Source organism: Chryseobacterium sp. ISL-6, from assembly GCF_018613715.1.
Classification (GTDB): Bacteria; Bacteroidota; Bacteroidia; order Flavobacteriales; family Weeksellaceae; genus Chryseobacterium; species Chryseobacterium paludis.
The window spans coordinates 1,089,164-1,115,580 of sequence record NZ_JAGGPT010000001.1 but is presented as its reverse complement, the minus strand read 5'-3'; the positions used below and the strand labels follow the sequence as shown (position 1 = coordinate 1,115,580).

19 protein-coding genes are annotated in these 26,417 nt (G+C 35.2%); 13 read left to right on the top strand and 6 right to left on the bottom strand.

The genetic code is table 11. From position 1 onward, the window contains the following. The first annotated feature begins 8 nt into the window (after positions 1-8). From J7E44_RS04865 to J7E44_RS04855, 3 genes are all read left to right on the top strand, one after another. Positions 9-668, top strand: a complete 660-nt coding sequence (locus tag J7E44_RS04865) for a DUF6766 family protein (RefSeq protein ID WP_214826115.1) — start codon at positions 9-11, stop codon at positions 666-668. 68 nt (positions 669-736) lie between these two features. Beyond that, positions 737-1,156 (top strand): low affinity iron permease family protein, encoded by a 420-nt coding sequence (locus J7E44_RS04860; protein ID WP_214826112.1) that lies wholly within the window; start codon positions 737-739, stop codon positions 1,154-1,156. 36 nt (positions 1,157-1,192) lie between these two features. Then, on the top strand, positions 1,193-2,662 hold the full coding sequence (locus J7E44_RS04855) for an alpha-amylase (protein ID WP_214826111.1): 1,470 nt from the start codon (positions 1,193-1,195) through the stop codon (positions 2,660-2,662). A 173-nt stretch (positions 2,663-2,835) separates the two neighbouring features. On the opposite strand, the gene J7E44_RS04850 is transcribed toward J7E44_RS04855, so the two are convergent. The 5 genes from J7E44_RS04850 to J7E44_RS04835 form a co-directional block, all read right to left on the bottom strand. Further along, a complete protein-coding gene (locus tag J7E44_RS04850; RefSeq protein ID WP_214826109.1) occupies positions 2,836-3,297 on the bottom strand; it encodes a PA2169 family four-helix-bundle protein in 462 nt (153 codons plus the stop codon). 25 nt (positions 3,298-3,322) lie between these two features. Continuing rightward, positions 3,323-3,541 carry a hypothetical protein gene (locus J7E44_RS24190; protein ID WP_353050443.1) on the bottom strand — a complete coding sequence of 73 codons (219 nt, stop codon included), beginning with the start codon at positions 3,539-3,541 and terminating at the stop codon, positions 3,323-3,325. A 92-nt stretch (positions 3,542-3,633) separates the two neighbouring features. Beyond that, positions 3,634-4,590, bottom strand: coding sequence for an NAD(P)/FAD-dependent oxidoreductase (locus J7E44_RS04845; RefSeq protein WP_353050442.1), 957 nt, complete (start codon positions 4,588-4,590; stop codon positions 3,634-3,636). Between the two features lie 968 nt (positions 4,591-5,558). Then, positions 5,559-5,834, bottom strand: a complete 276-nt coding sequence (locus tag J7E44_RS04840; RefSeq protein WP_214826106.1) for a UBP-type zinc finger domain-containing protein — start codon at positions 5,832-5,834, stop codon at positions 5,559-5,561. 2 nt (positions 5,835-5,836) lie between these two features. Then, positions 5,837-7,081 (bottom strand): NAD(P)/FAD-dependent oxidoreductase, encoded by a 1,245-nt coding sequence (locus J7E44_RS04835; protein WP_214826104.1) that lies wholly within the window; start codon positions 7,079-7,081, stop codon positions 5,837-5,839. 921 nt (positions 7,082-8,002) lie between these two features. Here J7E44_RS04835 and J7E44_RS04830 point away from each other — a divergent pair. The 9 genes from J7E44_RS04830 to J7E44_RS24180 all read left to right on the top strand — a co-directional run bounded on the left by J7E44_RS04830 (position 8,003) and on the right by J7E44_RS24180 (position 20,061). Next, on the top strand, positions 8,003-8,470 hold the full coding sequence (locus J7E44_RS04830) for a T9SS type A sorting domain-containing protein (RefSeq protein ID WP_214826103.1): 468 nt from the start codon (positions 8,003-8,005) through the stop codon (positions 8,468-8,470). A gap of 6 nt (positions 8,471-8,476) precedes the next feature. After that, entirely contained in the window at positions 8,477-15,001 is a 6,525-nt protein-coding gene (locus J7E44_RS04825; protein WP_214826102.1) for an RHS repeat-associated core domain-containing protein, read from the top strand. Positions 15,002-15,010: 9 nt separating this feature from the next. After that, entirely contained in the window at positions 15,011-15,463 is a 453-nt protein-coding gene (locus J7E44_RS04820) for a hypothetical protein (protein ID WP_214826101.1), read from the top strand. 407 nt (positions 15,464-15,870) lie between these two features. Further along, entirely contained in the window at positions 15,871-16,050 is a 180-nt protein-coding gene (locus J7E44_RS24185; RefSeq protein WP_353050444.1) for a T9SS type A sorting domain-containing protein, read from the top strand. A gap of 339 nt (positions 16,051-16,389) precedes the next feature. Continuing rightward, positions 16,390-17,067, top strand: a complete 678-nt coding sequence (locus J7E44_RS04815; protein ID WP_214826100.1) for a CPBP family intramembrane glutamic endopeptidase — start codon at positions 16,390-16,392, stop codon at positions 17,065-17,067. Between the two features lie 247 nt (positions 17,068-17,314). Further along, positions 17,315-18,493, top strand: coding sequence for a serine hydrolase domain-containing protein (locus tag J7E44_RS04810; RefSeq protein WP_214826099.1), 1,179 nt, complete (start codon positions 17,315-17,317; stop codon positions 18,491-18,493). 255 nt (positions 18,494-18,748) lie between these two features. Beyond that, complete coding sequence (locus J7E44_RS04805) at positions 18,749-19,516, top strand: 4-hydroxy-tetrahydrodipicolinate reductase (protein ID WP_214826098.1); 768 nt, start codon at positions 18,749-18,751, stop codon at positions 19,514-19,516. 132 nt (positions 19,517-19,648) lie between these two features. Next, positions 19,649-19,870: a hypothetical protein gene (locus tag J7E44_RS04800; RefSeq protein ID WP_214826096.1), complete on the top strand. Its 222-nt coding sequence runs from the start codon at positions 19,649-19,651 to the stop codon at positions 19,868-19,870. Next, entirely contained in the window at positions 19,852-20,061 is a 210-nt protein-coding gene (locus tag J7E44_RS24180) for a GNAT family protein (protein WP_214826094.1), read from the top strand. The genes J7E44_RS04800 and J7E44_RS24180 overlap by 19 nt, the downstream gene beginning before the upstream one ends. 37 nt (positions 20,062-20,098) lie before the next feature. On the opposite strand, the gene J7E44_RS04790 is transcribed toward J7E44_RS24180, so the two are convergent. Further along, on the bottom strand, positions 20,099-21,277 hold the full coding sequence (locus J7E44_RS04790) for an NUMOD4 domain-containing protein (RefSeq protein WP_214826092.1): 1,179 nt from the start codon (positions 21,275-21,277) through the stop codon (positions 20,099-20,101). A gap of 435 nt (positions 21,278-21,712) precedes the next feature. Between J7E44_RS04790 and proA the strand changes: the two genes are divergently transcribed. Continuing rightward, the gene (gene proA / locus J7E44_RS04785) at positions 21,713-26,374 is read left to right on the top strand and encodes an anti-phage protein ProA (protein ID WP_214826089.1); all 4,662 of its coding nucleotides are present in this window, start codon (positions 21,713-21,715) and stop codon (positions 26,372-26,374) included. Positions 26,375-26,417 lie beyond the last annotated feature (43 nt).

The window sequence follows — 26,417 nt, the reverse complement described above, 5'->3', positions numbered from 1 at the left end:
GAAATGGTATGTCAAAAAAAAATAGTTTTTTCTATCGCAATAGTTTAAGCATTGTTTTTCTTTCCTTGATGCTTATATGTCTTATTGGTCAGTTTTTCGCAGGTTGGGCCACGGAAAACAAAGAATTGGCAGATGAAGGAGGGCCTTTGCTTGCTTTGGGTGATTACATTCATAGCGGGCATTTTATTCAGGCTACTTTTGAAAACTGGGAGAGTGAATTTTTACAAATGACTTTATATGTCCTGCTTACCATATCATTAAGACAAAAGGGGTCCAGCGAATCAAAATCACTGGAAAAACAAGAAGATGTTGATAGGGAGCCACGCGCTCATTCCAAGGCTCCATGGCCGGTAAAAAAAAGGGGAGTCTGGCTTGCTATATATAAGCATTCTTTATCACTGGCTTTTGCCATATTGTTTTTACTGAGCTTTATGCTTCATTTTTACGGAAGCCTGAAAGATTACAATAGAGAGCAGGTTTTAAAAAATGAGCCTTTTTCTTCGGCTCAGGAATATTTGACGGAGTCGAGATTTTGGTTTGAATCCTTTCAGAACTGGCAGAGTGAATTCTTATCTGTTGCTGCAATAGTTATTCTGTCAATATGGTTCAGAGAGAAAGGATCCCCGGAATCAAAACCTGTAGACATGGCTCATGATGAAACACCTTAGGTAAGAGGTTATTAATCATTAGTTGATTTTGATATAATGTTCGGCTATTAATATTATAATTTATTATTATGAAAAACAATTTTTTTGACAAATTTGCAGATAAGGCTGTTTATTTTACTGGAAGTGCAGCCGCTTTTATTTCAGCCAGTATCCTGGTAATTGTATGGGCAGCAACAGGGCCTTTATTTAAATTTTCAGAAACCTGGCAAATGGTTATCAATACCGGAACGACCATTATAACTTTTTTAATGGTCTTTTTAATTCAAAAAGCACAGAATAAAGATTCAAAAGCCATCCAAATTAAGTTGAATGAGCTTATAGCGACCCATGACAAAGCAAATAACCGCATTGTGGATATAGAAGATTTAACAGAGGAGGAGCTCGATAAGCTTCATGAATTCTATGAAAAAAAAGGTAGCTTTCAGTCAAAACAGAAAAAAAAGGAATCTGACTCTGTAGATCCGTCTGATAATTTTCGCTATAAATAATAGAAACTTCTAACTAACGGAACTTGATTAAATAATATGAATGGGATAATAATCCAATTTTTCCATTGGTACCATACAGGTAACCTTTGGAATGAATTTATGGGAAAATGTGAATATTTGAAGGATATGGGATTTACTGCTGTCTGGTTTCCTCCAGCAGTGAAATGCGCTTCCGGAATAGATGGCAGAGGATATGATGTTTATGATCCCTATGATTTGGGAGAGTTTAATCAAAAAGGAAGTATTCATACCAGGTATGGAACTAAAGATGAATATCTTCAGGCTATTGATAAAGCTCACAAGTACGATATGTCGGTATATGCCGATATTGTACTCAACCATAGAATGGGGGGCGATGACAGTGAAATAATTACTATTCATCAAGTTAATGATGAAAGCCGAAATGAGAAAATTAGTGGCTCTTTTATAGCAAATGCCTATACAAAATTTAATTTTTATGAACGAAAGGGCAAATATTCCAATTTCATTTGGGACTTTAATTGTTTTAGTGGAATTGATAACGTTATAAAAGACAACGAAAATATAAAAGGTATTTTTAAAATTCATAATGAATATGGGACAGAATGGAATCAGTCAGTAAGCCACCAGTTGGGAAATTATGATTATTTGATGGGTGCAGATATTGAATATCGCAATCCTTACGTTGTCAGAGAAATGAAAAACTGGATTAAATGGTATTTAGATACTACCCATGTTGACGGTTTGCGTTTAGATGCTTTAAAACATATTCCTGTTGATTTCTTAAAAGAATGGATTACCTACATAAAAAAGGAACTAAAGCCGGACTGTTATATACTGGGTGAATATTGGAAAGAAGAAGCGGGGAAAATAACTGATTTTTCGGATAAAATTGAAGATATGCTTTCTTGTTTTGATGTACCATTACATTACAATTTTTTTACTGCGTCAAATCAAGGAAAAGATTATGATCTTAGTCAGATTTTAAAAGGCAGTTTTCTGAAAGAAAAACCTATTTTTTCTGTGTCATTTGTTGAAAACCATGATACACAGCAACTACAAGCATTGGAATCAACAGTCCAAGACTGGTTTAAGCCGATAGCTTATGCTATTATATTGTTGTCTGAAAATGCCTATCCATGTGTATTCTATCCTGATCTTTTTGGAGCTGAATATTCGGATGTAAAAGATAAGCAAAAAATAGAAATCATTATACCAAAAATTGAAATTTTGCCTAAATTGCTAAAGGCAAGGCAACAGTTTGCTTATGGGGAGCAAATCAACTATTTTGATCATCCCAATTGTATAGCATGGATAAGAAAAGGAAATTATGAACATGATGGTTGCATTGTGATCATTTCCAACAGTGGACAGGGTTATAAAGTAATTGAATTGGGTAAAGAAAATGCACATACAAGATATATGGATTTTACAGGATTAAAACAAAACGAAATTGTAACGGATGAAAATGGAAAAGGTAGATTTGAAGTGAATTCCAGATCTGTTAGCATATGGATAAAATTATAAGTTAAAATCTTGGTGCCACTATAATAGAGCTCATACAAAAGCCACTGTAAAGTGGCTTAAAAGTATTGTTTAATAGTATTAAGGGTTTTCAATCCCTTTGGCTGACCGTAACTCTAAACAATTAAACATTTGCATTTTAAGATTTAATATTGAGCGTAATATTAGTTGTTTGATTAATCTTTCTTCTTGTATTCTTCAATTTTTTTAAATTGATTGTAGGAAATTGTCAAACTGTTTAGTTGTTCAGATACAATTTCCCTACTTTTTTCGCAAAGGTTATTACTATCCAAAGCTTTTTGATAAGCTTCTATAGCAGCCTTTTCACCAAATACGACATTTTGTAATGTTGATTCTTCAAGATTACTTACTGTAAATGAATTTTTAATGTCAATCCAGGTTCTGTGCAAAGCGCCGACAACAGAAGATGAGTCATGTGGTTTTCCACCCTTTTCGGTGATGAGATTGATTAGTTCATTTCTCATAATTTTTGACTGAAAGATCATGCGATCATATTCATCCTTTATATCGGGGTACATTTCCCAGACTTTTCCCTCAACCTTTTCAAATCCCTCCATTCTGTCGTTTGTAATCTGAAGGAGATCATTGAGTGCTGTTATATTCTGTTCTGGTTCCATAATAAATTTGTTTTTGTGATAATTTTTACTGTTTGGTTGTATTTCTTTTTGGATAAAGAATTAACCGGATAGAAGGATTATTGGTAATGAATAACCGGAACCAATCTAGTGCTAACCGCATTTTGCTTCTGAAACTTATCAGTGGTATAATATGGATGAATAACCATGTGAGCCATGCTAAAAAACCTTTGAAAGAAAATTCTGGAAGATCAACCACAGCGTTGAACTTGGAAATAATTGCCATACTTCCTTTATCATTGTACTTAAAAGGAGTAAGTGGCTTATTCTCCTGTAAGTTTATTAAATTCTTTGCTAGATTTTTGGATTGCTGTATTGCTACCTGGCCAATTGTGGATGGCCTTTAGGGAATTCTTTATCTGTGAATTGCAGGGAGATATCTCCCAGCGCATATACATTGTCGATTTCTTCAACTTTATTGTTTTCATCTACTATAATTCTTCTTCCTTTTCCAATCTTTTCTTTAGGAATTCCGGGAACCTCCCGTCCTATAACACCTGATGTCCAGATTAAAGTTTCTGTATCGATAGATGTTCCGTCTGACAAAATTACCTGATTGTCAATATAGTCTTTAACTGAAACGTTAAGCAGAATTTTTACACCAAGCTTTTCCAACGTCCTATATGAGGTCTTTTGTGCTGTCTTACTCATAGGAGAAAGTAAAGATGGTAATGCATCAATTAAATATAAATTAGAAAGGCTAAGTTTTACTTCAGGATATTCTTTTTCAGCAATGAATTTTCCCATTTCAGCAAGCATTCCTGCCAATTCTACACCAGTAGGTCCACCACCTGCTATTACTATATTTTGTAGTCTTGCGGCTATTTTCAGGTTTTTATTTCTTGCGGCTTCTTCCAAAGTAAGCAACATATGATTTCTTAAGTATAGAGCCTCCTCAATATTTTTCATTGGCAGGGCACATCTTTGCACATTTTCCATCCCGAAAAAATTAGATTCTGTACCCAAAGCAAGAACCAAATAATCATAAATTAATTCTCCCGTATCCGTTTCAATGTTTTTTTTTTCAGGATTAATCCTTAAAAGGCTTCCCATGTGAAAATTCACATTATTATATTTTGAAAAGAGTCTCCTAAAAGGATAACTGATATTGGATGCCTGTATAAAGGAAGTAGCCACCTGATAAATAAGAGGTGGGAAAAAATGGTAATTATTCTTATCAACAAGCGTTATAAGAAATCTCTTGTCATTTTTTAAATATTTTATAAGATTTATACCTGCAAACCCACCTCCAACTATTAAAATATGCTTTTCCATACTGACTGATTTAGTATACACTGTTATCTTTTTATCATTTTTTATCTATCTAAATAATATTTTATAAAATTATCTATTTGTTAATGATTAATTTATAATTTGAATCATAATGAGATAAATGTTATTAATCACATTTACAATAAAAAGAAAGTTTATTCATATTGTATATTTATACAAATTGATATTTTACGACAGACAATTAGATGGGCAATATAAAGATGAAACTTTAGAAACTATTCCTCCGAAGGTCATTTTGTATTAAAAAAATATACAAATATTTTTGGAGTTGCTAACTTTGTTAGGACACGATTCTTATACTCTTAACTTTAAACGGTTGAAAAAGCTCAGAAAAAATTACAATCTAGAATCGAAGATTCGACGGAGTCAGTTTAAAATTCAAGTAATACACTTTTTGCTTATGATTTACAAGTCTCAAAAAACAGTAATCTAAAAAAACTGAAACGTTTAAAGTTAAAAGAATGTTGAATGGAAATACCTGAACAAACGTTCTGGTATTTCCATACTTTAAAATGATATAAATAACAGAATTAGTATTGTTCAAATGCAAGAACATACATTTCATTTTCTATTCCGACACCATTCCCATAATTATTAAAGCCGAAATTCATAATTATTGTTTTAGATATTGAATGTACAAAAATCAGAATTATTTTATGAATTTTCTACTGCTATTTACGAATTCAGGAGAGCTTAGGATGAGCTATTAGATGTGGAATTGGCAAAGAACTACATCGATTTTAAATTACGCAAGATAGAAGTGGGAAAATAATTTTACAGAATTGGTTTTCCACATGTCTCATAATATTTATAACCTTAAGAAGAGTACTAGAAGATGCTCGTTTTTGCACTAATAAAGAAAAACTGACGATTCCCGCCTGAAGGTTGATTAAGTGGACTTTTAACTTTTTTAATTTTATATAATTGACCCCTTCCAAACAAATACTCAGCTACTTATATTCTGCCACAGTATCATCTACATAGCAATACATCCATTGTTCACCAGGTTCTGATGATATGATTACTGGATGTGATTCTTTTTTGCAGTGGTGTGACATGTGCTGCATGGGAGAGGAATCACAGCACAATGTGAGGCCGCAAGTCTGGCAGGTACGGAGATGTACCCATTGTGAACCTATTTTTTCACATTCTTCGCAAGCATCTTCTTTTGCGGTTTTTAGCGTCTTTATAGCCTTAATGTGGCTGCATACATTATTGTTTTCCATAATTATAGTTTTGATAAATATTGATGAACCTGTGTTACTGCCATTGCGCCTTCACCCACAGCGGAAGCTACCCTTTTTACGGAATTAAACCTCACTTCGCCGGCGGCGAACGAACCTGGAACACTGGTTTCTAAATGGTAAGGTGGCCTGTCAAGCTCCCAGCAGGATTTAAACTGGTCAAGACCAATCATGTCACTTCCGGTATAAAGATATCCGTTCTTATCTCTACAGATTGGTGTTTCGGCCGCCCATTCTGTATTTGGACTACCTCCTATACAGATAAAAAGTTTGGAAGTATCATGCCATTGCTCCGTTCCGTCATTGGTGTTTAAGATTTTGATCCTTTGTAAGAAATCATCACCGCTCAATGCCGTTACCTGCGAATTGTATAGAACATAAATATTCTTAATGTTCTTTATTCTTCGTATAAGGTATTCAGAAAGAGTATCTGCCAGACTGCCTTTTCTTATGACCATAAATACACGTTTGGCAAAACCAGAGAAGTAGACGGCGGCTTGTCCAGCAGAATTTCCACCTCCCACTATGTAAAGATCTTTGTCCTGACAGAAAGAGGCTTCGCTTGCACCTGCGCCATAGTATACTCCTTTATGGAAAAATAGGGCTTCATCTGGGAGGTTCAACCTGGCATACTCTACACCTGTAGCACATATATTGGTTTTGGCTACCAGCTTTTCGCCCGAGGCAAAATCGACGTGAATCTTATTGTTATAGAATGTTCCTTTGATTCCTTCTTTTAGGAGTAGGATTTCCACGCCAAACTTTAGTGCCTGCTGCCTAGCACGTTCCGCTAAATTGCCCCCGGAAATCCCTGCCGGAAACCCTAAGTAATTTTCGATCATTGAACTTGTGCCTGCTTGACCGCCTATGGCTTCCCGCTCTATCAAGATCGTCTTAAGTCCCTCGGAAGCGGCATACACAGCAGCACTTAGACCTGCAGGACCTGCACCATATATGGAAAGATCATATTCTTCATATTTCGGTTTGGTAATCCAACCGAGATTACATGCAATCTGCTCAAGTGTAGGGTTTATAATAACTTTCCCATCTGGAAACTCGATAATGGGGTATTTGTCAGGATTAGGAGGAAGGTCGTTTCTTTGTCTTTGGTTAAGTTCATCATGGGTAATATCAAACCATTTAAAATCTACAACACTCCGCTTCAGGAAATCCCTTATCAGATAAATATCAGATGAATCAGCTCTTCCGTATAGTTTTAGTTTCTTCATAAATAAGTTTTATTAGGAACTTTGGTGTTTCCCCGTTATTGATTAACTAAATTAAAAAATATATCCAAGGTAAGAGGGAAGAAATAAGTTAAATTCAGATATAGGTGTTATCCTTTATTAATATTTATTTAAAGATACCTTGCCTTAGATATATTCTATCGTAATCTAGCGGCACACTCTTTATCTAAACAAATCAGGGAGATATTATTGATATTTAAAAATATAGATGATTTAACATATTTAATTTCAATCATTCGATTTATCTAAATACTGATATTTTAAATATCGGAAAGATATAGGTGATATAATGTTTTTAAGAAATTATAAACCGACCCGGTTGCTTCTACTCTTTGTATGTTTACTTTTCCGCTATTGTTTTTAAGTTATAATATTTCTTGTTTGTAAAAATATTTATATATTAGCAATACCTCTGTTCGATATGCCTGGTACTGTATTTGTTGTGTTGACCCCAAAGTACATCAGTGTTGCACCGTGCTATTTTATTATTATGTAACAGAATTTAGCGTTGTGGCAGTTTAATTTCGCTTTCAATAAATTGACAATAAATAGTAGTCAGATAATCCATTCAGTTTTCCCATGTAAATATGGATGTCTGACTATCAAGAATAAAATATATTGTAAAACCAAAATTAACTTTAAAACACCTGTAACGATGAGAAAAAATTTATATTAAACTCTCCTGGCAAAGTAACCAACTGGTTCGCCGGAGTCCAAAATCGGTTTACTAAAGCCATTACCTCGATCGCTAAGAAAGCAGAGTCTAGGTGTTGTTCCTCTATATCAAATACGAGTCTATAATTTTGGCCTTGAAAAAGTCATCATAATGTCGCATCTGAATATGGTGTTTTCGACATAATGACAAAAAACTAGAACAAAATATGCTATCAAAAACTTTAACCTATGAAAAAAAAACTAACTTCCTTACTTTCCTTATTAATAGGGTTCTTTGGATTTTCCCAAACTGAAGTCTTCTTCAAATATGATGAGGCTGGCAATCAACGCTATCGGGGTCCTGATGCAAATGCAAAACAGACATCTGAAATTTTATCAAAAACTGAATCTAAAACAATTTCTTTAGCCGCGGCGCAAGTCATGGATGAGAAAACATTTTGGAAACAGATACGCTTATATCCTGTTCCGGTTAATGACCTGCTTACAATTGATTGGACGGAAGAGACGGATGGATTGATAGAAAATATTTCATTGTTTCAACACAGTACAGTACACTGGAAGTTTCAACAGCAGAACATCCCAAGTCTAAACCACCAGCTGAAAATCAATATGTCGGGTTATGACTGGGGGGTGTATATCTTACGTTTTACATTGAAGGATGGAAGGATTTTTAGTAAAAACATTACAAAACGTTAATTTGCCATGAAACTTTACGCAAGAAGGATGAATGTGTTCTCATCCATTATATCCTGTATAATTATATTAGGATTTTCACAGTTGCTTTCAGGGCAAAGTTTCCATGACACTAAGGGAAATATTGATGTTAACGGAGCTGGACAATTGCAGTTTACTTTGCCTGTTGCCCTACCTCCGGGAGTAAAATCTGTTGCTCCACAGGTTAACCTAATTTACACAAGTGGCTCTAACAATGGAATTGCTGGATATAGTTGGAACCTGTCAGGTCTAACAGCTATTTCAAGAGTTGGAAAAACGGTCGAAAAAGATGGTGAAGCTACAGGGGTACAATTAGATTATTCCGATTATTATAGCTTTAATGGGCAAAGACTTATTCTCAAATCAGGAGAATATGGTAAGGATGGAGCAGAATATGTTACTGAGAAATATTCAAGTGTGAAAATTAAGTCGGTAGGACAAGCTTACTATATATTAGAACCTTTGAATAGTCCTGCATATTTTGAAGTAACATTTGAAGATGGCTCACGAGCTTGGTATGGGACATGGGAAGGAGCGCCTGCATTTGATTACGCAGCCAGAACACCTATCGAATATAATATTGTAAAATGGATAGATGCACAGGGGAATGTTATCAACTACAATTATGAACAGGAAAGCAATGTAACTGTATTAAGCTCAATTTCCTGGGGTGGTAATGAACTTCTTAACAAGCCTAATTTTAATGAAATCATTCTTACCTATGCTACCAGAGACCTGGTTGAACAATCTTATGTAGGTGGGAAAGATTTTACCCAAAAGAAAATATTAACAGAAATTAAGGTAGCTTCAAATGGAAACCAATTTAAAAAATACATTGTTAATTATATTAAAAACGGAACGAATTACCAGGTAGTTGATAAAATAACAGAATACAATACTGATAATATAGCAGCCAATCCGGTAAATTTTACTTATCCTAACCCAACACAGCCGATTTTAGAATTTTCAAATAACAATGTAGATAGTTTTGATAACGTAAAACTGACCGGTGATTTTAATGGAGACTCTTATTTGGATTTCATTCTTAATAATGGCATTGTGAAGCTGGGAGGGCTCAATGACACCTTTACCGATGTTTCTACGGGCAAATTTTTTAATACCGAAGCTAAAATTGTACATACTTTATTAGATGAAGAGGGGCAAGTCTATAACGGAAATGGAATTGTCCAATACGAAAGCGGAAAAGTAGTAGGTTACATTTTCAGAAATAATAATTTTGTTAAAGTTTTTGAAAAAGTCGTTTATGTTGATCCGGACTGTACTTATCAGGGCGGGGGTGTAGGATGCCGAGTGGAAAAAGCATCGTTTAATGAAGGTGATATCAACGGCGATGGTATATCGGATGTATTTGTGACGATCAATAAAGAAGAATGTCAGTTTGAACCCATTCCAGGATGCGATAATTTAAAGTCTACCTCAGAACTAACAGGTGATGATGCCAACAAACCTCCTCCATGCCACGAACTAAACTGTTATACCTATTTGGTGGGAAATTATATCGTTGATTTAAAAAATCCAAGCAATCCCTTATCGAACTACACCGTTGATTCAGGAATCAATGAAAGTTCGTATTATCAACAACAGTATCTGGATGTGGATGGTGATGGGAAAGTGGATATTATTAATGTATCCAACACAGCCTATACTGTATTTGAGTTTGTTAAAACTGCTCCCAATCATTATCTCAAGAAAATAAAATTCACTGGGAATTTGGCTGAAACAAAAGCATCCGATTCTCCGGTATTATTCGGAGATTTCAACGGTGACAGAAATCTCGATTTTGCAATACCAACCACCGATACACAAGAAAAAGATAACTGGAGATTTTATATGGGTACTGAAAAAAGCTTTTCTAATTTCTTAAAAACAAATTTTTTGAAATATAGAAAACCTAATGATTATCAAAACAGTAGTTACCCCACTTTTAATATTTACAGGAATTTTTATTCTGCATCAGATATCAATAAGGACGGTAAATCAGATATTGTACATATAAACTCTTTTAACAAAGCTGGTCAAGTTAATTCAAGCGGCGTCATACTTTCAAGATACTTTGGCTATAATATTGCCACCTATAGTGCGAATGGGACTCTAACAAGTGGAAGTCCGGATTTTGTAACCAGTGGTAATTATGGAGGAACTAATTATGTAACTTTTGATGTCGGTGAATTTACTTTATTCTCTCCGATCACCTCACAGGTGAAAATTAATAATAATTATTATGATGTGCTCTTATTCTGGAAACAAAGGCTACATAAACTCAAATCTCCTTCATCTGTCAGTAGATTAGCACAAGTACAATCTATTGCTCAGGGAGGTGTCATTACGTCGGTAGATTATTTAGAAGCAATTCCGAATAATAGCACTAATCCAAATTTTTATCAGAAGGTTAGAAAAGAATATTACCCTTACTTCTCTTTAGACAGAGTAGACGAGTCCTATGCTGTATCTCAGCTTAGACAGGAAGGAAGAAAACAGGATTTTCGATACAGGGGAATGACAGGGCATATGCAGGGAAAAGGTATGATGGGATATCATCAGGTTGTTCGGTCCTCCTGGTATGCTGATGGGTTTGAAAATACCAAGGTATGGTCTGGTGTTGAAATTGATCCACTTTTTGATGGAGTCCCTGTAAAAGAATGGAGCATTAGAACTAACAATGAAAACAGCATTTTCCCGGTAGATATTTCTGAGACCAATACGCAGTTAATGAGCTTCAAGTCTACCTTATATGAATCTTATAAATTGCTGAACGGGCAATTAGCGACCATACCGATTTCCGATACCGATAAGCCAAAGGTGGTGACAGCTACTGTTGTAAAGGGCACAAAGATAAAGGATTTCCTAAATAATACACTAATGAATACCTTAATTGACTATGGAGATTATTATCTTCCTAGCCAAAGTGTTACGAGTGTTAATAACGGTTATGCTACAACCACTTCCAATTTTGAATATATTCATAACTTGTCAGGCACTGGAGCAGATTACTTTGTGGGCCGTCCCCAATCTAAAACCGATATCGTACAGGCATATGGCGACAGCAAATCTTCCAAAGAAGAATACACCTATGAGAATAATCTACCGAAAACCTTAAAAACATGGAATAAGGACAATACTGCATATGTGCTGGAAACCTATAATTATGATGGTTTTGGCAATATCATTGGAAAAACGGTCAGCAATAGCACAGATTCTCAAACCCAAACAGAGACAAGCCTGTATGAACCAAAAGGTAGATTTGTTGAGAAAAAGACAGATAATTTAGGATTAGAATCAAATATAGAGTACAATGATTGGGGGCAGATAAAAAAGCATACCGATGCCTTAGGTAATATGCTTATTAATACTTATGATGGCTGGGGTAAATTATTGACTGCTGCAACCAATCTTAAAGGTACAATCACCTACCAGTACGATAAAGATAACAATTCTAATATTACTATTACTCAGTACGACCCTGACGGTAATGTTTCTAAAAAGTATACCAACAGGTTGGGACAAGAATACAAAGTTTCCACAAAAGCATTTGGGCAGGGACAATTCGTATCGAAAGATATTCAATATGATGTACTGGGAAGGAAGATCACAGAATCCGAGACTTATTTTGAAGGGCAGAGCCCTTCCCAATGGAATACCATTGCTTATGATGATTCTGTATTCCCTATCATGAAGGTAACAGCTACTGCATTTAATGGTAAACAGATCGAGACTATTGCTTCAGGATTGACAACTACTGTTAAGGAATCTAACCCGGCGGATTATGGAAGAATTACCTCTAAAACTGTTGATGCTTTAGGCAATGTAGTGACTACAACTGATAAAGGAGGAACAATACAATTCTCCTACAATGCAGCTGGACAGCAGATCAAAGCTCAGTATGCAGAAAATATTGTTACCACCAAATATGATGTTTGGGGAAGAAAATCTGAATTTAATGATCCATCCAACGGAGTATATAAATACGAATATGATGGACTCGGACAACCGAAGAAAATTATTAGTCCAAAAGGAACAAAAGAGTATACGTACAATAATCTAGGGCAGCTCATTAATCAGGTAGAATTATCATCGGACGGGGTTTCTACCATTAAAAATATCACTTTTACATATGATAGTTTTGGCAGGAATATTTTAAAGTCAGGAACATCAAACGGAAAATCTTATAGTTCGAGTGTTGAATTTGACACATATGGTAGAATGAAATCTAACATTGAAAACAGTAATGGGCGGGTTTACGCTCAAAGCGGATTTTTCTATGATGATAAGTCAAGGGTTATATCTTATACTAAAAGTTTATCTTCTGCGGGTATTGTTACTGCTGTAACGATTATACATAAGTATAATGCCTGGAACGGTGATCTGTATCAGTTAATGGATAAAAAGACGGGTCTAGTTCTTTGGGAACTTCAGAGTACCAATGCCAAAGGGCAGACTCTAACCTCTAAATTAGGCGCTGCCACTATTACTAATTCTTATGACAGTAACGGATTCTTAACCAACATCAGCCATTCCTCTGCTATTAAACCCAATATTCTTCAAATATCATATGCATTTGATGCTATAAAGAATGAGTTAAAAAGCAGAAGCACAGGAGGTGATTTTAATATTAATGAGTCATTTGATTACGATGATAATAATCGTTTGGTCAACTGGACAGATCCCGTAACGGGAGTTAAGCCATCTGCTAACCGGAATATCTATGATGTCAAAGGAAGGATTACAGAAAACGACCAGGTGGGAGTGATCAAATTTGAAAATTCATCAAAGATTTACCAGCCAACAGGTATGACTTTAAATGCAGCCGGAACCCAGAATTATAACAATGATCTGATCCAGTTCGTTACCTATAATGAAAATAATGATCCTATATTCATTGATGGGCTGAGGGGAGATGTTGATTTTGAGTATGGACTAACATCAATGCGCCAGAAAGTTTCTTATGGAGGTAATTTTGTATCCAATAAGGGTAAATTCATAAAATTATATAGTGAGGATGGAAGTTTTGAAGTAACGATTGATAATAGTACAAAATTCGAAAGACATACTCTTTATATTGGTGGAACACCCTACGAGAGCAATATTGTTTATTTGAAGAATTATAAAGAAACATCTGGTTCTTACAAATTTTTGCATAAGGATTATTTAGGAAGTATTCTTGCAATAAGCGATGCAGAAGGTAAAAAACTGGAACAAAGACATTTTGATGCTTGGGGTAACTTTACCCATTTACAGATAGGTACTGGAACTATAATTACCCAAAAATCAGGAATACAGGGAGCCATGGAAAAATTCGGCTTAATCGATCGTGGTTATACAAGCCACGAGCATTTCATGGATATTGGAATCATCCACATGAATGGCAGGTTGTATGATCCATTGCTCCGAAGATTCTTAAATGCAGATGAACACATTCAGGATCCTACCAATACCCAGAATTATAATAAATACGGATATGTTCTCAATAATCCACTGATGTTTAATGATACGAGTGGGGAATTCTGGCAGTTTTTAGCGATCCCTATTGTGAAAGCACTTGTTTTTGCTGTTGTTTCCTATACAGCCATTACTTTGATAACCGGTGCAAAATTTAATATTCTGAACTTGTATTCTACCATTGTGATGAGTTTGATAAGTGCCGGGATAACAACTGTTATCGGGGATGTTTTTTCAACCGCTACGGCGAGTGTAGGAAATGAAGCCCTAAAAGGGCTCGTCCACGCGGGTGTACAGGGAACACTGAGTTTTATGCAGGGAGGTAACTTTTTCTCAGCTGCTGCAAGTGCATTTTTGGCAAGTTTTGTATCTTACGGATATGGAAAAGTGGCTGGAGATGCTGCCTATAGCGGTGCAGGTACGGTGGCATTTGGAATGCTTTCAGGAGGTGTAGGTTCTGCTCTTTCAGGAGGGAATTTCTGGGATGGCGTTAAGATTGGCGGTATCGTGGCTTTATTCAATCATACAATGCATAAAATTTCTGATAATTTGTTGATTGATAAGCAAACAAGAAAAGAATTCAGGCAGTTAGTAAAAGCGAAGAATTACCAAGGTGCATTTGATTTAGTGAACTCTAAATATAACCTGGATGCTAATATTAAAGGTAAATATACCATGGAGTATGTAAAAAGTGATGAGTTCTCGGGACTAACGGGGGGAGAGGCATTTGAGACCCAGGAAGTAACCATTGCTACCCACGTTTTTAAAAGTTCTGTGGCCGTTTTTATAAGAGTTGTTCATCACGAATTTATTCATGTTTACCAACGAGGGGTAATGGGCCTTGCAGGAAATTTAAGTATTTATGAAGTTAGAGAGTTTCTTGCATATCATGATACCTTATTTAATGATAAACTACCGAAGGCATCATTTTCTAATATGGAAGGATATTGGAATAAAGCCAAGCAATTCTATAATTATATGACAGCAAATCCAGCACTTATTAGAGCGTACCAATCTCAGTACAATGATTTTGCAAATTCACGTTTTTTTAAATAAAAATTTATTATGTATAAGTTTATTTTGGTTCTTTTTGTAAGTTTTGTATCTGCGCAGCAGGCTTGTAAACTCTCATTTTCTAACAACTCACTTTCGGAAAATGGAGAAATAGTGTTTGTCATCAAAAACATAGAAGGCAAAAAAATAAAAGTTCCCAAGCAATATTCTGCTATATGGGCCAGACCCACAGATATACAGGTTTACAATGATGAATCAAAACAATATCTGGATACAAAATATAGTTTTGATGGAGCGAACTGTTTAAACATTGAGAAATGTTTAGGGAAAATGACATGTCTTAAAAGTGCAGAGTCTAAGGAATACCGAATTCCAATTGTTCCCGGAAGAATTTCAAAGGCTTTCAAAGAAAAGAAAAAGTATAGATTTAAATTAGCCTTTGACACCTATTTATTTAGTGGGTGTAGCGATTATAAAACAGATTGGCTTTATTATCAAAACTAGAAGTACTTGAGTGTCATCTTCTTTAAAATAAGGCAGATTTATCAAAATAAATTAATGAAACCCTCTTGATTAAAATTCAAGAGGGTTTTTTCATTTGTCTTTTTCTTTAAATAAAGAAATTCTGGCTTTTAATTTAAGCTTATATACATCGAGATTCCATAGTGGTTCATTTTCATTAACTGTGACCAATATTTTATCATTCATGTCAAATTCTTTTACAAAAGAGCAATAAGGTAGTCGGGATATCGATAATAAGATCTTTTGACCTTTACGGTTTAACAGGATGTAAAAATAAGGGTTATGGCTATCATCTTTATTTCTCTGGTACAGGAATGGGCATATCAGATGATGATAAGTATATTTGTGGGTTTGACAACACCACCCCTCCAATATTCGCTGCAGGATGGGTGGTTGAATTGAATAATTTAATTCCTGCCACGAGTAATAAAACTAAAACTAATAGTTTTAATTTTTATCCAAATCCAGTACAGGATAATTTTACCATATCTAGCGAAAAAATAATAAAATCATTATTAATATACGATATCAGTGGAAAATTAATAATCAGTAAAACATCAATTGACTAGAAAGATTTCAAAATCGATTTATCCATACTGTCCACTGGCGTATATCTGGGCAGTGTTGTCTTAAGCGAAGGGGCAATTGAAACATTTAAGATCATCAAAAAATAGCCATGTTTAATTTATAGGTTCAAGAAACATATATTTTGTAATTAAAGAATCATTTTTTTTTGCTCAGGCTTTAAAATAAATAATTTATTGTTTTGAGGAAAACATTGAAAACAAAAAATAAAAGGAATTTCAATTTTTGACTTATTTATGCAATCCATTGATAATTATATACACTTTTTATTTTCAGATACTTGAGTTATATTTAATATTTGAAAAAAGAAAAAAGCTTTTACTATGATTGGCATTATTATCATATTGTTCTTATCGTGGCTTTTGCTATGGTTAATGGAAAAAAAACAGCTTACAGTCCTAGGACTAGAGTTAACAAAGAAAAGGCTGAAAGATTTCTTTATAGGACTTGTGATGGCCAGTTTGGTTTGCTCAGTTTATCATATCATAAACGTGTATTGGGCCAATAATTTTTGGATTTGCAACCAGAAAATATCCACACAGATGATTCTTAACAGTCTATGGTGGATATTAAAGTCAGTTCTTTTTGAGGAATTGATTTTTAGAGGAGCATTACTCTATATTGCAATAAATAGGCTTGGGACTAAATGGGCATGTATATTATCAGCAATTGCATTTGGTGTTTACCATTGGTTTTCATATGGTAGTTTTGGAAACCCGATTCAAATGCTTATCATCCTGGTTATGACTGGTAGTTTTGGATGGGCTCTCGCATTTGCTTTTAAGACGACAAGATCTCTTTATTTACCAATAGCGATCCATCTTGGCTGGAATCTCGTGAATATCTTAGTGTTTTCGAATGGGCCAATTGGTCCACAGTTAATGATTAAAGCTAACGATAACCATCTGGAGGGATTAATATCTTTATGTACATTCCTTTTTCAAATTTTCGCATTACCACTATTGACATACTGGTATGTAAAAAGGTTTGCTAAAGAATAAAAATGAATAAATTATGAAAATTAAGTAGTAAACAAAAGGTTTATTACTTAATTTTATAAATATGCTCAGACACTGGAGGGTAATGGGGGTTTTACTGCTGCTATGCCTACAGACATGAACGGAAGAGGATATCTAAATCCGAGTCGTTTGACAACTTTTCGAAAGCAAGAAAGGAAATGGAGATTAGTGACATTTTAGTTCCAAACAACGTGAGATTTATAAATCAACAAAATATTAAAAAAGATCAATGAATAACAATACAAAAATTAGCGACAAAAACTTTAGGTTTTTATTAATTGTGATTCCACTGTTTCTTTTTTCCTGCACCACCATGAAATATGGTATAGGATGTTCTAAGGAATTAAGGGTAACTAACCAAGGAGATTCGCTATATACTGAAATTCAGAAGCTGGGATTGGAGGCCATGAAAAAGAACAATGTACCTGGTGTAGCAGTCGCAGTTATTGAAAACGGAAGAGTCAAATGGATACAATGTATGGGATTTGCTGAGGTGAAGAGTAGAAAACCTGTTACTAAGGAAACTATTTTTAATATCGGTTCAATTTCAAAAGTATTTTCTGCATGGGGATTCCTACAGCTAACCGAAAAAGGATATATAAAATTGGATGAGCCTGTTGATCAATATCTAACCCGATGGAAATTGCCTGAATCCCAGTACGATGTGTCAAAAGTTACATTACGACGTATGCTTAGTCATACAGCAGGTCTTTCGGTACATGGCTACGGAGGTGCGGAACAAGGAACCCAACTCCTGAGCTTAGAAGAATCCCTTTCAGGAAAAACAAAAAGGAATGGTGAATGGGTCACTCTAATAAGTGAACCCGGAACGAAATGGGAATATTCAGGTGGTGGTTACACCCTGGCACAGTTACTTCTTGAAGAAAAGACAAAAGAAAAGTTTGCAGATTATATGAAAAAGAATGTCTTCCAGCCTTTAGGCTTGAAACATACAGATTTTGAATGGACCGAAAAAATGACACAAACTTCTGCAACCGCCTATGATACTTCAGGGAGACCAATAAAGAACCGTATTTTTACAGAACAGGCCGCAGCAGGGTTACAGACAACAGTTGTGGACTTGGCTCATTTTGCTGAATTATCCCTTATGGCCGATCCACGGCAATTAAATAAGGTTTTGAAACCAGAAACTTTGGCATTAATGGAGCAACCTGTTTTACCTTTATCTGATCAGGGCGAAAGTGGTCTGGGGTACCGTTTTATGAATTATGAAGGACTAAGAACAATTGGACATACAGGAGAAAATGAAGGCTGGAGCGCGGGCATGTTTTTAGATTTACCAACAAAGAACGGTATTGTCATACTTTGCAATGGTTCTAATGGAGATCAAGTTTGGTTTCCTATCTACCAGAGCTGGGCCAAAAGGATGAAGGGAATGCAAAAATAGATTGATTTAGAAATAATAAGGTAGGACTAATTTTAAAATTATAAGATTTTTTTTTGGGTCTCGGCAGCATATATTGTAATGCATTTTATTCCTTTTTTTTGATAATCCCATATTTCTTTGGAAAACTCAATTTCTTATTTTTTTTGTATCTTTCATTCAGATAATAATTTATCATTCAAACTTTAGAGAAATAAAGAGGGTTCTCCTTCTTATTTTTTAATTTCTCTCATTATTCTAACTTCAAAGAAATACCTTATGAAAATTGGTCTAATAGGATTTGGAAAAGCTGGAAAAGCGGTAGCTAATGTAATACTACTCAACACGGTTTTTTCTCTTGAATGGGTTTTAAGAAGCAGTAAAGCTATGGAGAAATCCTCTGCCAAAGAATTTCTAGGAGTCGATACTGATGATCTCAGCTTGATTTACTCAGCAGAAAATACAGATATTAATGATTTGCTAGAAAAGCATCCTGTGGATATTATCATTGATTTTTCAGATTCAGGAAGTATTCATCAATATGGAAAAGAAGCGGCTGAAAAAGGAATTAAAATAATTTCTGCCATATCTCATTATGACAATGAAGAAATTACAGTGTTAAAAGATCTTGCAAAAACAACAACTGTATTTTGGTCTCCGAACATTACTTTGGGGGTCAATTATCTTTTGTTTGCAGCATCATTATTGAAAAATATTGCACCAAATGTAGATATTGAGGTCATAGAAGAGCACTTTAAAGCCAAATCAGGTGTTTCCGGAACTGCGGTCAAGATTGCCGAAACTCTTGAACTTGACACAGAAAGTATCAACTCCGTCAGAGCAGGAGGTATTGTAGGAAAGCATGAAGTCATTTTCGGTTTCCCTTATCAGACGGTAAGACTGGTTCATGAATCTATTTCCAGGGAAGCATTTGGAAGTGGAGCACTCTTTGTTGCGGAAAATATTAAAAACAAAGCCAAGGGCTTTTATAATTTTGAGGACATTCTGCGTCCTTACTTTTTCAATCAGGCCAACTTCCTGTCTTAATTACTTGGGTTAAGGAATGTAATTTTTTTTATTAACCTTTTCTGAAGCCAGGTATACTCAATTATTCAACTGAATACATTGTATTGGGTCCTATTTTCATATAAATTGAACTAAAAACTAATCAGCCATTATATGCCTTTTAATCCGACGGGAGATCGAAATGACATTCTTTCTTTCGTGCAAGAATCAAAAAAGGGATTAGAAAAAAATACTGACTTAGTAATGGTCGCTCTGGGCTCAAATAATCAGTTTGTAGGTTGTTGTGGGATTCATAATATAACCGCAGAATCTATAGAACTTGGTCTCTGGATAAAACAAGGTATGCAGCTATTGGGTTGGGTACAGAAATTATAATAAACCTTATTGAATTTTTAGAGAATAATTTTACTTTCAAATATATATTTTATCCAGTTGATGAAGAAAATATAGCCAGTAAAAAAATACCAGAAAAATTAGGTTTTGTTCCTTATAAAAAATATCAGAAAAACAAAAGCGCTTCATCATTTCTTAATATAGTAGAATATAGAAAATATTACCCAGTTTAATTCGTCCTGGTATTTGATCTTTCAGAAGGCTTTTGTATTATATGTTTTCTTTTTCTTTTGACCCTGAAATTCTCGGGCGTAATCTAAGTTTCGTGATATCGAGATTCCACAACGGTTCACTTTGATTAACCATGATGAGGTTTTTATCATTCATGTCAAATTTTTCAACAAAACAGTAATAAAGTAACCTTGAAATCATTAGCATTGTCATATGCTCTTTGTGATTTACACGAATATAAAAATAAGGTTTATTTCTACCAGCCTTAATTCTTATATTAAGAGACATAATTTGTTCTTTCCAAAAACTTTTATTTTTGCTTGTCGTCCAGCCACTAAGTCGTTTTACCCTTCCTTTGTTTGAAATGACATACCCGTTTTCAAGGCCAGGTATCGGTTTCCAATGTTCATCAGGGAGGTTATCAAGTGACAGGTTCATGCATGCGGGAGGGTCGTTCTCATCAATTGGAGGTTTGCCCAGCTTTTCCCAAAGAGGCTTGTTAAACACTTTACTTGTAATTGATTTATTTTCTTTAGAAATTTTAAAATCTTCTTTTTTAGGGCTAAAATCTTTAAAGAACCATCGGAATCCTCCTGCAGTCAGGCGCTCTTTGTTTACTACTGCTTGAATATTTCTGCGACCAATACCAAGGGTATTGCTTGCTGCGTCAATGTTTTCAAATGTAGTTACCAGATCACCTTCTGTTGTGTACTGGTTCACAGGTCTCTTATAATAGGTTTTACTGTTTTTAGCGCTGTCCTTGTGGGATTCTTTAAAACGCGTCTTATTAAAGGAGAGCTTCTCTAAATTCTTAGCGTTTAAATTAAATCTATTATCGTCTTTAAATGAAATAATAAAGTGACTGTCATTTAGATCAAATTTTTCAACAAAATAATAATAAACCAACCGGGGGACGGACTTTCTGTTTTTTTTCCCTTTTGATGATAATACACAGATGACATTATAAAACTGATCATCAGGATATTTATTGAAAAATTTCATGAATTGTAACTTCATCATACGTTCAGGTGCTTTCCATTTCCTACCGTTTAGTGATGTAATCCAATGCTCAAGACTTTTCACCCGCCCATAGCTGGAAACCGCATAGTTCTCAAAATTTTCAATCGACTTCCATTCCTCTCCTGGAAGGTTTTCTAAAGAAGTATTGTAAATAACTTCTTTTATGTACCAATCTTCTATTTCAAGAGGTAAGTTCATAAATGGGAAATTTCTTTTGTGGATAAATGAATCCTATTTGTGTACCATAAAAAAACTAAGATAGAACAAAAATATAAAATCATGGGCATCAAATATAGATGGTAGAGATTGCTTAGTCAAAATCAAATTAAAAGGAAATAAAACAATAGATATTGAATGGTAGAAACCTAAGTAATATTAAAAAAAAGCTACCAATTGGGTGTTTTTTTTTCTTTGGATCAATTAGTGATATTTTTTTATTCCGATTTTCTCGCTTAAAGTTAGAAAATAAGCAAATCTCATCCTGTAGTAAAATAATAATCTAATCTTAAAAGCGGCTTTCCCTAATATATAATACTAACTATTTTATTATATTTAACAATTTGCCATTAACCAGTAAAAATGATCTCATTTTAAGGTTTAATATTTACTATAGGATCCTAATTGTCAATAACCATGAAAGAAATAATACTTCCCAAATTAGAAGCATCAAGAAAAGAGCTGTTGGATCTTGGGATGCGTAATACTTTGTTAAACTATAAAATTCCAAAAGCCCGAGGATTACATATCGTTCAAGAGCAGTCAAGTTCTATTTTTAATATCCTGGTAAAACAGAATAAAGCCATGACCTTTTTAGGAAGGCCCGGAAAAGATGATAGTGAAGAACTATTTGAATTACCACCACTCTCAGGTGCCGAATTACAGGACGCCTATAATGATACCCGATTACAAACCAATGAGTCCGAACAAAAGCTTCAGACAAAAATTCTTAATACATATTATTTTGCAAGAACGAGTATAGAAGAGCAGGGGGTAAATACATTATTTTTATCATTAGGGATGCTCAACTGGTTTGAGAAAGGGAATACGGAGGATGTGAGAATGGCTCCGCTAATCCTTATACCGGTTACTCTGGAACGTTCCAGTGCAAGTGAAAGATTCAGGCTGCTTTATACAGGTGGGGAAATTGGAGCTAACTTATCGCTTCAGGCCAAGATGATGGTTGATTTTAACCTTACTATTCCAGATCTTCCTGAGGAGGATGAACTTGATATTGTAAGCTATTTTAATGAAATTCAGAAACACATTAATCACCTTGAAAATTGGAAAGTTGATCTGGATGCTATTGAATTGGGATTCTTTTCCTTTGGAAAGTTTATGATTTATCATGATCTTGATAGTGCCAAATGGCCGGAAAGTAAAAAGCCTTTTGACCATCCCATCCTTCAGTCTTTATTTGGAGATGGCTTTAGCGAACCACAACCAACTATAGGAGAAGAGCATAGGCTTGATGAAGAAACAGATGCAGATAAATTATTGCAGGTAGTAGATGCCGATAGCTCACAGGTCATCGCAATGCTGGCGGTCCATGAAGGGAGGAATATGGTAATTCAGGGACCTCCGGGAACAGGAAAATCCCAAACCATTACTAACCTTATTGCTAATGCGGTTGGTAATGGGAAAAAGGTTTTGTTTGTAGCAGAAAAAATGGCAGCTCTTGAAGTTGTAAAAAGAAGACTGGATAGTATAAATTTAGGGGAGGCGTGTCTTGAATTACATAGCCATAAAGCCAATAAGCGTGAACTGCATGCGGAGCTTAAGCGAATCTTAGATCTAGGTAAGCCAGCTGTTGCGCATCTTGAGGAAGAGGTACGTTTGCTTGATCCCTTAATTAAGGAATTAAATGCCTATTCTACAGAAGTTAACAGACCTATTGGTGGAAGTGGACTTTCAGCCCATGATGTAATAGGCTATCTTTTAATGATAAACAATAAAAACAAAGATTATAAATTCCCGAAAATTATAGCTAATGATTTGTCGTCATGGGATTTTAGACAAATTAAGGACTTTGAGTTATTAGCTGAAAAGATTCAGGTAAGACTTTCTAAAATAGGGCAACCTGAAAAATTAATTTTTTATGGCAGTAAATTATCGGTCTTTCTTCCTAAAGATGAAGAGCTGGCCAAGGATCTTTTGTTACACTCAATAAGTACCACTGAAAATCTGATAAGCGGCTCAAGAACCCTAAGTGATTTTATGGAATTTCAGGCGCCTGCTGATGTAATAGATGCTAAAAGACTTTTAGCTGTTGCAAGGTTGGCAGCTAATAATCCAGGTATCACCTCAATGTCGATTAGTGATGGTGCATGGCTAAACAACAAGGCAGATATTGCCGAACTATTAGAAACCGGCAGTAGACTAAAAGAACTTCATGGTAAATATGATTCTGTATTTATATCGGAAGCGTGGAATCAGGATGTCCTTGAAATAAGGCAAAACCTAATTGCTCATGGGGGTAAATGGTATAAGTTTTTAATTGGAGACTATAAAAAGAGCGTTAAAAAGCTGGCAGGATTACTTAATACTGTTATGCCCGATGATATTCAAAAGAAATTGGATTTTGTCAATACATTAATGGAAGGAAAGAGGCTTTCCTTAGCTTTAGAATCCAATGATATTTTAGGAAGTAAGCTATTTGGAAACCAATGGCAAAAGCAAAGATCTGATTGGGAAGCCTTACAAAAAGGAGCAAACTATTTGCAAAGTATCCACAATAATATCCAAGAAGGTAAAATCCAGAAAGAAATTTTATCGTTTCTTGAAAAGAATAAGGATTCTGAAAATATTATACGATATGCAGGTCACTTAAGTGGTGCCATTGATGAGCAGAATACATCCTTTGAAACTTTATTTAAACATCTGAGTTTTGAAGGAAATGGGATTGAAAACTTTAAGTTATCAGCGCAGGTCTCTGTACTTAGCAGATGGTTGGAGCAGCTGTCTGAAATCCATAAAGTAGTTTCATGGAATGTTTTAAAAGAAGAGGTAGAAAAGCAAGGAGCAGGGTTTCTTATAAAGGCGGTTGAAAATTGGGATGATGCATCCTCGCATTTAAAAACAGCGCTTCAGAAAACCTGGTATGACCATCTCCTCGAGAAAGCTATGCTCAATAGCCCTGAATTGAGGAAATTTGAACGTTCTACTCATGAGGAAGTTATTTCTAAGTTTAAAAGGATAGATGTCCTTAAGCAATACTATAACAGAGCTAAGGTAGCATTGAAACACTGGGAAGGTGTTCCTAAGCAAGATGGAGGTGGCCAGATCAATATCCTAAAAAGCGAATTCAACAGAAAGGTACGCCATATGCCTATACGAAAGCTATTGCAGGAAGCTGGTATGGCTATTCAGGCGATAAAACCTGTTATTATGATGAGCCCTATGTCTATCGCTAACTTTTTATCACCTGAAAGTATTGGTTTTGATTTGGTGATATTTGATGAAGCGAGCCAGGTAAGGCCTGTTGATGCATTAGGGGCTATATTAAGAGGAAAACAAATCGTTGTGGTAGGTGATACTAAACAGATGCCTCCAACGAGTTTTTTTGATAAATTAAATACAGATACAGAAGACGAGGAAAATGTTACTGCCGATATGCAGAGCATTTTGGGAATGTGTGATGCTCAGGGGGCGCCACAAAAGATGCTGCGTTGGCATTACCGAAGCAGGCATGAGTCACTTATCAGCCTTTCCAACCAAGAGTTTTATGAAAATAAGCTTGTTATATTCCCAAGTCCAGGATCGAAAAACCGTATGGGATTATCCTTTAATCATTTGCCGGATACCTATTATGATAAAGGAAAAACAAGAACCAATCAGGGGGAAGCAGAAAAAGTTGCTGATGCGGTGATCCAGCATGCCCTTAAAACACCAAAATTAAGCCTTGGTGTAGTGGCTTTCAGTACAGCGCAGATGCAGGCAATACAAAACGCCATAGAAATAAGACGAAGAAAAAACCAGGAAGTGGAAAGTTATTTCAGGGCACATGCTGATGAGCCGTTTTTTGTTAAAAACCTGGAGAATGTCCAAGGAGATGAGAGGGATGTGATTTTTATAAGTATTGGATATGGGAGAACGGAAGATGGAAAAGTTCCTATGAGTTTTGGTCCTCTTAATAATGAGGGTGGTGAGAGAAGGTTAAACGTCTTAATTACAAGAGCAAAGAACCGCTGCGAGGTCTTTACCAATATTACGGCATCAGATATGACACTGGGACCCAATGCTAAATTTGGAATCAGAGCATTGAAGAGTTTCCTTTATTTTGCACAATACGGTAAGTTTGAAAGCGACAAAGATGAATTGCCTTACACGGCACGACCATTTGAAGAAATTGTTGCTCAAACCCTTAGAGAAGCAGGTTACCTTGTTCGTGAAAAAGTTGGTACTGCCGGGTTTTATGTTGATCTGGCTATTGCAGATGCTGATAATCCTGGCAGATACCTGTTGGGCATTAATTGTGATGGTAAATCTTATCAGGCAGCTAAATCAACACGTGACAGAGATAGGCTTAGAAATACTGTACTGGAAGGAATGGGTTGGAACTTAATGAGTGTATGGAGTCTGGATTGGTTCCGTAATCCTGCAGCAGAATTAAGCTTGCTTACCGAGGCTATAGAAAAAGCGAAGACACAGGCAGAGCACAATGATATTATTGAAGAAGAATTAATGGAAGAGCTTAAAAATCTTGTGCGTGAAGAACCCATAGAAAAGGAGAGTGTTGTATATCCAGTTTATGAAATAACAGTATTACCCATAGAAATTGCTCATCAGGAATTACATACCTATCCCTTAGGAAAACTTAGCACATGGATTCAGGATGTGGTTATGACGGAAAGCCCTATTCACTTTGAAGAAATGGCAAGAAGGATAGCTGATGCCAATGGCATATCAAAAATAGGCAACAGAATTCGTGCTTCTATAACTAATGCTACCAACTATGCAATTGACAATGGCCATATATCTAAAAAAGGAGACTTTTTATGGCATCCGGAAAAAGAATTAACTACCATCAGAGATAGAAGCATGCTGGCTTCTAATTCCAAGAAAATAACCTTTATCTCACCTGAAGAAATTAATCTAGCCATTATAAAAGTCATAGAGGACTCGGTTGCCATACAACCTGATAATGCCATTTCACTTGTTTCAAAGCTTCTGGGCTTTTCACGTGTTACGGAAGATATTAAAAAGTATATTCTGGAAATAATAGATTATAGCAAGGAAAAAGGAAATATTTATCAAGATGGATTGTTTTTGAAAATTACTGAAAAACAGTCGATATAAGTACATTAATGGTAATGAGTAAAAACAGCCTCTTCGACTTTAG